This window comes from Paracoccus sp. UBA5162 (assembly GCF_002413585.1).
Taxonomy (GTDB): Bacteria; Pseudomonadota; Alphaproteobacteria; order Rhodobacterales; family Rhodobacteraceae; genus Paracoccus.
Genome location: NZ_DHXG01000075.1, coordinates 1 through 12974 on the forward strand (window position 1 = coordinate 1; position 12974 = coordinate 12974).

15 protein-coding genes and 1 pseudogene are annotated in these 12974 nt (G+C 64.5%); 2 read left to right on the forward strand and 14 right to left on the reverse strand.

Features of this window, described 5'->3' with window-relative positions; genetic code table 11:
- Window positions 1–47 precede the first annotated feature (47 nt).
- Window positions 48–314 (forward strand): annotated as a pseudogene (locus B4A72_RS16165) (tyrosine-type recombinase/integrase); the annotation flags it as partial.
- A gap of 229 nt (window positions 315–543) precedes the next feature.
- Window positions 544–1533, forward strand: coding sequence for a tyrosine-type recombinase/integrase (locus B4A72_RS11650; RefSeq protein ID WP_292978655.1), 990 nt, complete (start codon window positions 544–546; stop codon window positions 1531–1533).
- A gap of 323 nt (window positions 1534–1856) precedes the next feature.
- Here B4A72_RS11650 and B4A72_RS11655 read toward each other — a convergent pair whose 3' ends face one another.
- From B4A72_RS11655 to B4A72_RS11720, 14 genes are all read right to left on the reverse strand, one after another.
- Window positions 1857–2036 (reverse strand): hypothetical protein, encoded by a 180-nt coding sequence (locus B4A72_RS11655; RefSeq protein WP_292978657.1) that lies wholly within the window; start codon window positions 2034–2036, stop codon window positions 1857–1859.
- Between the two features lie 170 nt (window positions 2037–2206).
- Window positions 2207–2392, reverse strand: coding sequence for a hypothetical protein (locus B4A72_RS11660; RefSeq protein WP_292950874.1), 186 nt, complete (start codon window positions 2390–2392; stop codon window positions 2207–2209).
- A gap of 168 nt (window positions 2393–2560) precedes the next feature.
- Complete coding sequence (locus B4A72_RS11665; protein WP_292950872.1) at window positions 2561–2701, reverse strand: hypothetical protein; 141 nt, start codon at window positions 2699–2701, stop codon at window positions 2561–2563.
- Between the two features lie 439 nt (window positions 2702–3140).
- The gene (locus B4A72_RS11670) at window positions 3141–3449 is read right to left on the reverse strand and encodes an ETC complex I subunit (RefSeq protein WP_292950870.1); all 309 of its coding nucleotides are present in this window, start codon (window positions 3447–3449) and stop codon (window positions 3141–3143) included.
- Window positions 3450–3508: 59 nt separating this feature from the next.
- The gene (locus B4A72_RS11675; RefSeq protein ID WP_292978659.1) at window positions 3509–3652 is read right to left on the reverse strand and encodes a hypothetical protein; all 144 of its coding nucleotides are present in this window, start codon (window positions 3650–3652) and stop codon (window positions 3509–3511) included.
- 100 nt (window positions 3653–3752) lie between these two features.
- Window positions 3753–4061: a hypothetical protein gene (locus tag B4A72_RS11680; protein WP_292950868.1), complete on the reverse strand. Its 309-nt coding sequence runs from the start codon at window positions 4059–4061 to the stop codon at window positions 3753–3755.
- A gap of 198 nt (window positions 4062–4259) precedes the next feature.
- Window positions 4260–6446, reverse strand: a complete 2187-nt coding sequence (gene uvrB / locus B4A72_RS11685) for an excinuclease ABC subunit UvrB (RefSeq protein WP_292950866.1) — start codon at window positions 6444–6446, stop codon at window positions 4260–4262.
- Between the two features lie 159 nt (window positions 6447–6605).
- Window positions 6606–7820, reverse strand: coding sequence for an NAD(P)/FAD-dependent oxidoreductase (locus B4A72_RS11690; protein ID WP_292950864.1), 1215 nt, complete (start codon window positions 7818–7820; stop codon window positions 6606–6608).
- A gap of 105 nt (window positions 7821–7925) precedes the next feature.
- A complete protein-coding gene (locus tag B4A72_RS11695) occupies window positions 7926–9137 on the reverse strand; it encodes a cysteine desulfurase (RefSeq protein ID WP_292950862.1) in 1212 nt (403 codons plus the stop codon).
- Window positions 9134–9727 (reverse strand): YIP1 family protein, encoded by a 594-nt coding sequence (locus tag B4A72_RS11700; RefSeq protein ID WP_292950860.1) that lies wholly within the window; start codon window positions 9725–9727, stop codon window positions 9134–9136. Before B4A72_RS11700 ends, B4A72_RS11695 begins: the two co-directional genes overlap by 4 nt.
- The gene (locus B4A72_RS11705; RefSeq protein ID WP_292978661.1) at window positions 9724–10236 is read right to left on the reverse strand and encodes a hypothetical protein; all 513 of its coding nucleotides are present in this window, start codon (window positions 10234–10236) and stop codon (window positions 9724–9726) included. The genes B4A72_RS11700 and B4A72_RS11705 overlap by 4 nt, the downstream gene beginning before the upstream one ends.
- Window positions 10209–11552 (reverse strand): SufB/SufD family protein, encoded by a 1344-nt coding sequence (locus B4A72_RS11710; RefSeq protein WP_292950856.1) that lies wholly within the window; start codon window positions 11550–11552, stop codon window positions 10209–10211. Before B4A72_RS11710 ends, B4A72_RS11705 begins: the two co-directional genes overlap by 28 nt.
- Window positions 11552–12307 carry a Fe-S cluster assembly ATPase SufC gene (gene sufC, locus B4A72_RS11715; RefSeq protein ID WP_292978663.1) on the reverse strand — a complete coding sequence of 252 codons (756 nt, stop codon included), beginning with the start codon at window positions 12305–12307 and terminating at the stop codon, window positions 11552–11554. Before sufC ends, B4A72_RS11710 begins: the two co-directional genes overlap by 1 nt.
- A gap of 69 nt (window positions 12308–12376) precedes the next feature.
- Window positions 12377–12974, reverse strand: a 598-nt coding sequence (locus B4A72_RS11720; protein WP_292978665.1) for a SufD family Fe-S cluster assembly protein, incomplete at its 5' end; no start/stop codon positions are given.

The following is a 12974-nucleotide window of genomic DNA, read 5'->3' on the forward strand; positions in this document are numbered from 1 at the left end:
CCTAGGCGACCTACCGGACCTTGATCGGTCTGCTGGCGGTGACCGGCATGCGGATCGGCGAGGCAATCGGCCTCGATCAGGGCGACTTCGACGCGAGCGGCGGCATGGTGACGATCCGGCACGGAAAGTTCGACAAGGCGCGTGCCTTGCCGCTGCACCCGACGGCCGTCGCAGCCCTCGACGCCTATCTGCGCCTCGATGACCGACCCCGTCCTGAGGGCCCGCCGGTCCTGCTGATCAGCTCGCGCGGCAAACGGCTGCGCTATGGAACCGTGCACTGGGTCTTCCACAAGCTCCTGCATCACTGCGCCATCGTTCCGCGTTCCGCAGTATGCCGACCCAGGATCCACGATCTTCGACACAGCTTCGCCGTCAGCACCATCGCAGACGACTACCGGACAGACGACCCGGCTCCCGCCTCGCGATCCTGTCCACCTATCTTGGTCATGCCGATCCCGGCGCCACCTACTGGTACCTGTCGGCCGCGCCAGAACTTCTGGCACTGGTCGGCGAAAGGCTCGAGCGCCACTTGGCGGGTGACGCATGACTACGCTCGCCACGACCCTACAGGCATTCTTCACCGACCGCCTCATCCGCCAGCGCCAGGTCAGCCCGAACACGGTTCAAGCCTATCGCGACACGCTGCGGTTGCTCCTGGTCTTCGCGTCGGAGCGGCACGGCAAGGCACCGGGAAAGCTCGACATCGACGATCTCGATGCGCTCCTGATCGGCGCTTTCCTCGACCATCTGGAGCGAGAACGACAGAACGGGGTGCGCACCCGCAACGCAAGACTGGCCGCGATCCGCTCCCTGTTCCGCTACGCCGCCCTGCTCCATCCCGAACACGCCGCAACCATCGAACGGGTGCTGGCAATCCCGCCGAAACGCTTCGAGCGACGGCTGGTGACCTGGCTGACCGAGGCAGAGATCGACGCCCTGCTGGCCGCGCCGGACCGGGCGACCTGGACCGGGCGGCGCGACACGGCGCTCATCGGCCTCGCCGTCCAGACGGGCCTTCGGGCGTCCGAACTGATCGGGCTCAATTGCTCCGACCTCCATCTCGGGGCCGGCGCGCATGTCAGCTGCACCGGCAAGGGGCGAAAGCAGCGGATCACGCCGCTCACCTCGGGCACCGTCGCCGTCTTGCGAATCTGGATCGCCGAGCGCGCAGGCGGGCCCGTGGACTCGCTGTTCCCGACACGCACCGGACGCACCCTCAGCCGCGATGCGGTTGAGCGCCGGCTGGCCAAGTATGTCGCGGACGCAACGGCGGTCTGTCCGTCTCTGGCGCACAAGCGGGTGACCATGCATGTGCTGCGGCATTCCGCAGCAATGCGCCTGCTGCGCGCCGGGATCGACACCTCGGTGATCGCGCTCTGGCTTGGTCACGAACAAATCGAAACGACCCAGATCTACTTGCACGCGGATCTGCAGAGCAAGGAACGCACTATCGAAAGGACGACCCCAATCACGGCGAAACCCGGCCGCTTCCGGCCAACAGACAAACTCCTCGCCTTCCTCGAAGCCGTCTGATTATGCCGAGCCCTTCACAGCGAACTCCTACAGAAACAACAGCTTACAGATCTACATCGGCATAATCCGGGCATCGGCATAAATCGCACACGGTCCGAGGCGCGATGGCCGGGCGCTGAAGAAGAAGCTCGGACTCGAGGTGACGTCGGAGAAGGTCGAGGATCGCCGCTCTTCTCTACGAGCTCTCTCAGGTCCGTCACGGGTTTGGTCATCGGGGTCATCCCTCGGTTCAGGTTGGCCGTCGCAACCCGACCCTACCGACAAACCCGATGGCCGCCTCAGATACACCACGCCTTGGACATGACCGATGTCTCGTTGGCCGATCAGCCTTTCTCATTCAACCGAGAGTCGAACGTGTGCCGGCCGCTGGCATGGGGCGTGACATGCTCGATCCCCGCCTTCTCGACCACGTCCTTCAGATGCCAGATGCTTTCCTTCGGGCGGAACCCGAACACGCGCCCGTCACGCAGGCGATCCCCAGACCTTTCGGTCATCAGATACATGCGCCCATCCCCTGGCCCCGCCATGACGTGGTGGCAGCGGCGAACAGCTTGGTGTCGGAAAGTGTGATCTTCATTGCTTGGTCTCCTTCGCAATCGTGCACAGCGCACGACGAAACAGCCCGCCCCCTCGCAGGGGCGGGCTGCTCCATGATGTGCTGTCGTTGGTGAGGCTAGAGGAACAGCTTGGCGAAGGCGACGATTGCCAGCGTCCCCCCGCTGGCCACGACCCATACATACCAGCGGGCCTCGGCCTTGTAATTGCGGGCCTCGCCCAAAAGCTTGTCTATTTCCGCAAGCTGCCGGTCATAGGCCGAGATCTGCTGCTGCGCATCAGTCGGCGGAACTCTCTCACTCATGTGTGTGGCCTCCTTTCCCTGCCAGTGTAGCATCCTTGGCGAGCCTGTCCACTTCGGCCCATGACATGACCGCTTGGCCTCGCCAGTTGACCCAGTTGCCTGTCATCACGGCACCGGGCAAGTGCTCCAGCGCATGGCGCTGGAAGCTGTTCGGTATCTGCCCGCGCATCAGCCCGCCCTCTCGACGGTGATGCTGACGCTCTTGTCCTTGCTCCACGTCCCCAGGAAGATGATGCGCAGGCAGGCGGCAACGTCGATGTCGTCCCCGTCCATCACGTCCTCGCCAGTGGACCACGGCAACTGGCCCATGGTTCCCGCGCTGATCGCCGCCTAGTTCGGCCGGCAAATCACCACCGCAGAGCAGAAGGAACGCCGCATGGCCCGCGCCCTCTGCCACGCCGCCAAGGCATTATGCGCCCCGACCCCGTGATCCCAACGCCCCATGCTAGCGAATCGCGTTATCGCTGAACCTGCCTCCGGCTCAAGACGGCCTTCCAAAATCTGAAAAGGATATACTGACAGACAGCCATGGACGGGTCGCATCTCGCCTGATATTGCCAGTTTTTGCCAATCACCCCGCCATTATCGACAAAAAGAGACATCCTACAAACACCTTTAGGTGTCCACGCATTTGGGTATATGTTTTATATCGTCTTGTTTCAGAAAGAAAAAGGCGGTCCTGCAGATCCTTGTTGCTCCCGACGACCTTGCGTCAGCGGGGCCAACCTTGCCTCGATCTGCAACGGCGTCAATGCGTCCAGGGCGCGCGGCGGTCTGTCGCGAAATTTTCGCCGTAGCCGCGCGGGCGGATGTTGGGCGCGCGTTTCTGAGGCTCATGAACGACGTAATCGAGGCCCTTGTCGCGGGCATAATCCTCGGCCTGTTTGCGGGTCTGGAAGCGCAGGCGAACCTGGCTCTGGGTGTCGTCGCTGCTGGTCCAGCCCATCAGCGGGTCGATCTCGCGCGGGTCGGCCTGCGGAAATTCCAGCACCCATCCCCTGCTGCGCGATCCCGATTGCATCGCGTTGCGGGAAGGCTGGTAGATACGGACGCGCATGGATCGAACCTTTCCGGCGACATGTCTTTCGCCGCTTATCGCCAATGCGCCGCCCCGGATCAAGCCCTGCGACGCACCGCGATCCGCGCGGGCGTCGGCGCATCGGGGGCGGTGCGCAGGGACAGTCCCATCCGCGCCACGCGGGCACCGAAGAGATTGCCTCGGGCCGCGACATCCGGCGCATGGAAGATCACCCATTGCACCCGGGAAGGCCGGCCTGGCCATCGCGCCGCAGAAGCAATCCACGATCATGCCGTGCCAGCCCCTTCGGACCTGCCCTTGCGAAAGGGCGGATGCGGCCCGTCAGGGCGCGGCATTCCCAGGGTGGAAGGGCGCGGTCATCTGGGCGCTCTTGTCCCGCTTGTCGTAGATGCAGATCATCCGGTCCGTTCCGGTTTCGTAGGCCACCGTGACCAGCGCCGCGCCATAGCTTTCCGACCCGAAGGGGTTGACCTCGATCGCGACGTCGGCGCCTTCCGGGGCATCGACAAGCGCCCTGCAGGCATCGCGGACATCGGTGCGGAATTCGTCCCAGGCTTCGTCCGAAGACGCCATTACCAGAGTGGGCGCCACGATGGCCGCGGCAGTCGTCAGGATCGTGAACATTCGCATCGGCTTTCCCTTGCTGTCATCCTCTTGCCAACGCCGCCGGGGATGCGGCGTTCTCACCCGAAACAGCCATCGTCTTGCTGCCCATGGCACCGCCCCGTCACGCCACCCCGCCTGACATTCCTGCACCGCAGGGCCGGGATCCGACTCCAGTTCGTCGATCCAAAGGGTCGCAGCGGCGGCGCGGCATCTATCCCGGCCTCAGCGCCGCCGCTTCGATCGCTTGTTTCCGCCGCGTTGGCCGGCGCGGCCGGCGGTCGAACGGCCGGACGAGCCGACGGCTGCGGCAGCCGCCTCTTCGATGACGGATTGACGCGCAAGCGGATCGTCCGAGATCGCCAGATCGACCGCCTCGAGTCGCTTGACCTCGTCGCGCAGACGCGCGGCTTCCTCGAATTCCAGGTTCTCGGCCGCCTTGCGCATCTGCGTCCGCAGCGCCTCCAGATGGGTCCGAAGATTGGCGCCGACCATCGGCTTGTCGACTTTGGTCGTGATACGCGACTGATCGGTATCGCCCTGCCACAGCCCGGCCAGAACATCCTCGACATTCTTGCGCACGGTCTGGGGGGTGATGCCGTGTTTCTGATTATAGGCGATCTGTTTCTCGCGCCGCCGCTCGGTCTCGGCGATGGCGCGTTCCATGCTGCCGGTGATGCGGTCGGCATACATGATGACGCGGCCGTCGACATTCCGCGCCGCGCGCCCCGTGGTCTGGATCAGCGAGGTTTCCGAGCGCAGGAAGCCTTCCTTGTCGGCATCCAGGATCGCCACCAGCCCACATTCGGGAATGTCCAGCCCCTCGCGCAACAGGTTGATGCCGATCAGCACGTCGAAAGCCCCGAGACGGAGGTCTCGCAGGATCTCGATCCGCTCGATCGTGTCGATGTCGCTGTGCATGTAGCGGACCTTGATACCCTGTTCGTGCAGGTATTCGGTCAGATCCTCGGCCATCCGCTTGGTCAGCGTGGTGACCAGCGTGCGATAGCCTGCCGCCGTGACCCGGCGCACCTCGTCCAGCAGATCGTCCACCTGCATCTCGACGGGCCGAATCTCGATCTGCGGGTCCAAGAGCCCGGTCGGGCGGATCACCTGTTCGGTGAAGACGCCGCCGGTCTGGTCCATCTCCCACGTTGCGGGGGTGGCGCTGACGAAGACCGATTGCGGGCGCATCGCGTCCCATTCCTCGAATTTCAGGGGCCGGTTGTCCATGCAGGATGGCAGGCGGAACCCGTGTTCGGCCAGGGTGAACTTGCGCCGGAAGTCGCCGCGATACATGCCGCCGATCTGCGGCACGCTGACATGGGATTCATCGGCGAAGACGATGGCATTGTCGGGGATGAATTCGAACAGGGTGGGCGGCGGTTCGCCCGGCGCGCGGCCGGTCAGGTAGCGGCTGTAATTCTCGATCCCGTTGCAGACGCCGGTCGCCTCGAGCATTTCCAGATCGAAATTGGTGCGCTGTTCCAGCCGCTGCGCCTCCAGCAGCTTGCCTTCGTCCTGAAGCTGCTTCAGGCGGTCGTGCAGCTCTTTCCTGATGCCCTTGATCGCCTGCTGCATGGTCGGGCGCGGGGTCACGTAGTGGCTGTTGGCATAGATCCGGATCTGGCGGAACGTGTCCGCCCTGGTCCCGGTCAGGGGGTCGAATTCGGTGATCGACTCCAACTCGTTACCGAAGAAATCGAACCGCCACGCGCGGTCTTCCAGGTGGGCGGGCCAGACCTCGACCACATCGCCGCGCACGCGAAAGCCGCCGCGCTGGAACGCCGCGTCCAGACGCCTGTATTGCTGCGCGACAAGCTGGCCCAGAAATTCGCGCTGGTCATAGCTTTCGCCGACCACCATGTCCTGCGTCATCGCCGAATAGGTCTCGACCGAGCCGATGCCGTAGATGCAACTGACCGACGCCACGATGATCACGTCGTCGCGTTCCAGAAGCGCGCGGGTGGCGCTGTGGCGCATGCGGTCGATCGCCTCGTTGATCTGCGATTCCTTTTCGATATAGGTATCGCTGCGCGCGACATAGGCTTCGGGCTGGTAGTAATCGTAGTAGCTGACGAAATACTCGACCGCGTTTTCGGGAAAGAAGCCCTTGAATTCGCCGTAAAGCTGCGCGGCCAGCGTCTTGTTCGGCGCCAGGATGATCGCCGGGCGCTGCGTCTCCTCGATCACCTTGGCCATGGTATAGGTCTTGCCGGTGCCCGTCGCACCCAGCAGCACCTGATCGCGTTCGCCCTCGGTCACGCCCCGCGCCAGTTCCGCGATCGCCGTCGGCTGATCGCCGGCGGGCCGGAATTCGCTGTGCATGACGAAACGCCTTCCGCCCTCGAGCTTGGGGCGGGTCACTTCGGGGAAACGCGCGACGGGCGCGCTGGTATTGTTGTGGCCCATGGACGACCCTTCCTGAGGCAGAGTCACAAGGTGTGGGCGCGGGCGCGAAAGTCAACCGGGGCGCGGATGGTTTGCATCAGGCGGGGGCTGTCCGCCCCCTCTTGGCCTGCGGCCAATTCACCCCCGCGGGTATTTGGACAACGAAGAAGCCGGGCCCCATCATCGTTTCAGACGGTCCGGTTGCAGTTCCGGCCAGCCATGGCCACCGTTCAGTTGATCCGCAAGGATTTCGGCGGTGACCGGCCCCAGGGTGAAGCCCTGATGGCCATGACCGAAATGCGCCCAGAGATTGGGCTGATCGGGGACGCGACCCACGACCGGAAGCATGTCGGGCATGCATGGGCGGCGGCCGGTCCAGGGTTCGGCCTCGACCGGGGCGCCGATGTCGAACAATTCCTTCGCGGCTTCTTCGCCGTGGCTCAATTGCGGCGGCAGCAGCCGGGGATGGCTGGTCAGTTCGGCGGCGGTCGCGATGCGCAGGCCGCGCCGCATCGGCGACATCACGACGGAATTGCCGAAATCCGCGATCGGGTGATGGGGCGGCGCATCCATGTGGTAGTGACGGTGATAGCCGCGCTTGTAGACCATCGGCACCTTCAGCCCGAAACGCGCCAGCATCATCGGCGACCAGGGTCCAAGCGCCACGACGGCGTGTTCACCTTCGCCCTCGTCGGCGATCCACGCCGCGCCCTTGCGGTGCAGATCGCCCGCGTCGCCATTGATGATCCGCCCGCCGCGCTTTTCGAACAGCGCCGCATAGCGCGCCACCAGCCCGCCGGGATCGGAACAGTTCCAGCTGTCGCTCCAGTGGGTGGCGCCTTCGACCGCGATCTTGATCGAGGGTTCCAGCGCCCGCAATTGGCGGCCGTCGAGCAATTTCGCCTCGACGCCGAATTCGGTCCGGAAACGTTCGGCCGCCTTGCGGGCCTTGTCCATCCGCCTGGGCGTGCGGTGGATCTCGATATAGCCGTCCCGGCGGATGATGTTGTCGGCGCCCGCGGCCGCGATCAGGGGGCCATGTCGGTCGGTCGATTGCCGGATCAGCCTGCCCCAGACCTGCGAGGCGCGCTTGTGGGCCGCGGGAAGCGAATTGCGGGCATAGGCCCAAACCGCGCCCGCTTGCGACAGCAATCCGGGAATGTTCCATTTGACGTCATAGCCCCGCCCCATCGCGATCTGGATCAATGCGCCGGGCGCCAGCGGCATCGCATAGGGTTCGACTGCCTCGGTCTGGATCAGGCCGGCATTGCCATAGCTTGTCTCGCGGCCCGGCGCGTTGCGGTCGACGATCATCACGTCGTGGCCGCGTTCCTGCAAAGCCAGCGCGGTGGTGACCCCGACCATGCCGGCGCCAAGAACCAGAATCTCGGACATGGTGGCTGCCTCCTCTTCGGGTTGACGCAAGCGATGCCCGATTTCGCCGCGGCACCGCAAGACATGTCGGGCGATCTTTGGCGACGGACCGGAACTTTGCAAGAATCAGGCGAAAAGCTCGCGGCAGAAGCTTAAAGCTTCGACAAGCGCGTCCACATCGCCGGTCGTGTTGTACATCGCGAAGCTGGCCCTGGCCGAGGCGTTGATGCCGTAGAAGTCCATCAGCGGCATGGCACAATGGCTGCCGGCGCGGACCGCGATGCCCTTCTTGTCGAGAATGGTCGAGATATCGTGGGCATGCGCGCCCTGCATCGTCATCGAGAAGATCGCCCCCTTCCCCGGCGCGTCCCCCTGCACGTTCAGCCAGTTCAGGCTGCGCAGCCGGTCGCGGGCATGATCGCGCAGGATCCGTTCATGCGCGGCGATGTTGTCCATGCCCAGATCCATGAGGTATTCCAGCGCAGCGCCCAGACCGATCTGGTTGACGATGCCGGGCGTTCCGGCCTCGAAGCGGAGCGGCGGATCGGCGTAGTCGACCGCCTCGCGGGTCACCGTCCGGATCATGTCGCCCCCGCCCATGAACGGGCGCATTTCGGCCTGCCGGTCCGACCGGATCCAGATCGCGCCCGATCCCGAGGGGCCGTAGAGCTTGTGTCCGGTGATGCAGTAGAAATCGCAGCCGATCGCGGACAGATCGACCGGCATGTGCACCGCCGCCTGCGAGCCATCGACCAGCACCGGCACATCGGTGCCATGCGCGATGGCGCCCACATCGACAATGGTTCCGGTCACGTTGGACATATGGGTGACCGCGACCAGCCGTGTCTTCGGACCGATTGCGGCCAGCACCTTTTCCGGCGGCAAACTGCCATCGGGTTCCGGTTCGACCCATTTCAGAACCACGCCCTGCCGTTCACGCAGGAAATGCCAGGGCACGATATTGGCGTGGTGTTCCAGCACCGACAGGACGATCTCGTCGCCCGCCCGCAGGCGCGGCGCGGCCCAGCCATAGCTGACCAGATTGATCCCCTCGGTCGAGCCGCTGGTAAAGATGATCTCGTCCTCGCGCGGGACGTTCAGAAACCGGGCGATGATGGCGCGGACCCGTTCGTAATTGTCGGTGGCAAGGTTGGACAGGTGATGCAGCCCGCGATGCACATTTGCATATTCGCCCTCGTAGGCGCGGCTGATCGCGTCGATGACCTGACGCGGCTTCTGGGCGCTGGCGCCGCTGTCCAGATAGACCAGCGGGCGGCCGTTGACCTGGGTGCCGAGGATGGGGAAATCGGCGCGGACCCTTGCGACATCGAACGTCATCGCGCCATATCCGGCATCAACCCGAAGGCGGCGGCCAGGAAGGACAGCGCAAAGCCCGCGACGAAGGCGGTGCCAACCAGGCCCAGAAAGACTTTCAGCGGGCTGCGGAAACCATGCAGCACCTTGGTAAAGCGCACCGTCAGCCACAGGAACAGCACGATCGCGGCCAGGCCGAGGAAGCCCGCGATCGTGGGCGACAGCAGCGACAGCGCCACCTGCACCAGTTGCACGACCAGCAGAACGATCTCGATCCAGACGGTCAGCAGCAGCGCGTCCTCGAACCGGCCTTCGCCGCCGAACATGCGCCCGACGCCGGTCATCAGAAGCGAGGCCAGGACGATCGCACCCAGTTGCAGCCCGGCCATCACGAGGGGCTGCGAACTGATGGTCATGATCGATTGCGCCTCGGCCTCGGGCACGACGAAAAGCTGTGCCGACAGCCAGGACAGGATGGCCGAGACAGAGACCGCCACGATCAGCGCCATCCACCGGACCGGCATCGGCAGCCCGCTGCGGATCAGCATGACCGCCGCACCGTCCGGATCGCGGAAGGTCAGACCGAAAAGTTGCTTCAGATCGTCGAAATTCATGCTTTCCTCGCCAAAGCCACCATGCCGGCGCCCCAGATCACCAGAAAACCGATTCCGGTCAAGCCGTTCGTCACGATCAGCGCCGGTCCCGGCCCGATCAGTCCCGCAACCAGACCCGCCAGCAGCATCGCCGGCGCAACCGCCAGCAGCGCCCAGAACAGGGCCAGCCGCGAATCCTCGGGGGTCAGCCGCCTGGGAAAGAATCGCGAGAGCAAAGACACCAGCGCCGCCACAGCATAGGCCAGAAGCGGCATCAGGAACATGACCGCCAGCAGAGACCCGCCGATTCGCGCCTCCAGCGGCACCGAGGGGTCCAGTTGCGCTGCGCGGGCGTGGGCCGGGGCCTGCGCGATCAGGAAAATCAGCATTGCGGCCATCAGCACGATCAGTTTCACACGCTCGGGCATGTCCGACAGGCCGCGGACCACCCGGCGCGGCGCCCACCAGCTTTGCAGGATGCGCGGCAGGATGCCGCCGCGCCTCATTGCGTCGCGTGCCGGGTCAGCCACGCTTCCAGCCGATCGTTGATCTGGCCGCGCAACCCGTCATCCTCGACCTCCTGCAACGCATCGGCCAGAAACGACAGGACCAGAAATACGATGGCACGATCCTTCGGCACCCCGCGCGAGCGCAGATAGAACATCGCCTCCTCGTCGATCGCACCGGTCGTCGATCCATGCGAGCAGACAACGTCGTCGGCATAGATTTCAAGCTCGGGCTTGGCCAGGAACTGACTGCGTTCGTCCAGCAGCAGCGCCTGGCTGATCTGGTATCCATCGGTCTTCTGCGCGCCGGGCCTGACCAGAATCTTGCCCTGGAAAACGCCCACGGCGCCGTTCTTCAGCACCTTCTTGAAGACCTGGCGGCTTTCGCAGCGCTCGGCCCCGTGGGTGATGAAGATGGTGTCGTCATGATGGAACCGGCCGCTTTTGCCATCGCCCAGAACCGCCGCGGCGATATGGGCGACCGCATCGTCACCGACGAACTCGATCACGCCCTCGTGCCGCATCAGCGTTCCATTGACCGACAGGGTAAAGCTCTTGAACTGCGCCTCGGCCGCCACGCGGGCAAAGATATGTGACAGACCCACGGCCTCGTGACCCACGCGCCGGGCGGCGACATGATGCAGCCGCGCGCCCCGGGCCAGATCGGCCTCGATCACGCCATTCGTGCGCGCGCCGGCCATGCCGGTTTCCAGCAGCGTCGCCTCGGCACCCGCTTCGACACGAACAAGGTGATGCCAGGTCGCGTCGGCCGCCTCGTCCCTGCGGCGATAGATCAGATGTATCGGACGTGACGGCCTTCCGGTCACGCGAATCAGCACGCCGTCTTTCGCCGCCGCCGTATTCAGCGCCGCAAAGGGACGCGCGACGGGCTTCTGCCCGGCCGATTCCAGGCTGCCATAGAGGTCGGCCGCCCAATGCTCGCCCGACCCGTCAGCCTGCGACAGCGACGCGATCTCGATCCCGTCCAGCGCCAGATCGTCCGAGGCATCGGCGTCAAAGATCCCGTCCACGAAAACGATCTTCAACCGGTCCAGATCGTCGAACAAGGGTCCGTCCGGTCCTTCGTCCGCTTCCATCCCGATCGCCCCGGCCTTCGCCGCACTGAACGTGGCCGGATCGGTATAGCGCCAATATTCATCGCGCGGGCCGGGCAGACCCATGGCGCGCAACCGCGCCAGCGCATCCCGGCGCGCAGCCGCGGTAAAGCCGCCCGCGGGCAGATCCAGCGCCGCCAGCCGCGCCTGCAACGCATCCTCGGCCTTCGGCGCGCCGCTGACCTGCGGCGTCACCTCCTTGGTCTTGACCGCCACGTCAGCCATCAGCCGGCCTCCGCCAGAAGGTCGCCATAGCCATCTTCCTCGACCTGCAAGGCCAGATCAGGACCACCACTTTTCACGATGCGACCATTCGACATGATATGAACCATGTCGGGCTGGATGTGATTCAGCAGGCGTTGGTAGTGAGTGATGACCAGAAAGCTGCGGTCGGGGCTGCGCAAGGCATTCACGCCGTCCGCGACCAGCCGCATCGCATCCACGTCAAGGCCGGAATCCGTCTCGTCCATGATGCACATGCGCGGCGCCAGCATCGCCATCTGCAGGATCTCGTTGCGCTTCTTCTCGCCGCCGGAAAAACCCACATTCACCGGGCGTTTCAGCATCTCGGCGTCGATCTGCAATTCCCTGGCCTTCTCGCGGATGGCCTTGAGGAATTCGCCCGAAGTCATTTCCTCCTCGCCGCGCGCCTTGCGCTGCGCGTTCACGGCGGTGCGCAGGAAGGTCATGTTGCCGACGCCCGGAATTTCCACGGGATATTGAAACGCCAGGAACAGGCCGGCGGCAGCGCGCTCCTCGGGCTCCATGTCCAGCAGATCGGCGCCGTCGAGGCTGGCCGAGCCGTCCGTCACCTCGTAGCCGTCGCGGCCCGACAGGACATAGGACAGCGTCGATTTGCCCGACCCGTTCGGCCCCATGATCGCATGGACCTGACCGGCCGGAACCTCGAGGCTCAGACCCTTCAGGATCTGCTTGTCCTCTTCTTCAAGTTTGACGTGCAAGTTATCGATCTTCAGCATTTTTTCCTCATCAGACGGTGGCTGCGGTGCCGCAGCCGGCACCATCGTCATATTCCTGTAGGCGGCGGACTAGCCGACCGAGCCCTCAAGCGAGATCGCGACCAGCGACTGCGCTTCCATGGCGAATTCCATCGGCAGGGCCTGCAACACCTCGCGGCAGAAACCGTTCACGACCAGCGCGACCGCCTCTTCCTCGTCCATCCCGCGCGACCGGCAATAGAACAGCTGATCGTCATCGACCTTGCTGGTCGTCGCCTCATGTTCGACGCGGGACGAAGTGTTCTTGACCTCGATATAGGGCACGGTATGGGCGCCGCATTTGTCGCCGATCAGCAGGCTGTCACACTGGGTGTAATTGCGGCTGTTGGTGGCGCGCGGGTGCATCGACACCAGGCCGCGATAGGTATTCTGCGCCTGACCGGCTGAAATCCCTTTCGAAACAATGCGTGAGCGGGTGTTCTTGCCAAGATGGATCATCTTGGTCCCGGTATCGGCCTGCTGCCAGTTATTGGCGATGGCAATGGAATAGAATTCGCCCTGGCTTTCCTCGCCGCGCAGGATGCAGGACGGGTATTTCCAGGTGATGGCGGAACCGGTTTCCACCTGTGTCCACATCACCTTGGCACGGGCCTCGCGGCAATCGGCGCGCTTGGTGACGAAGTTGTAG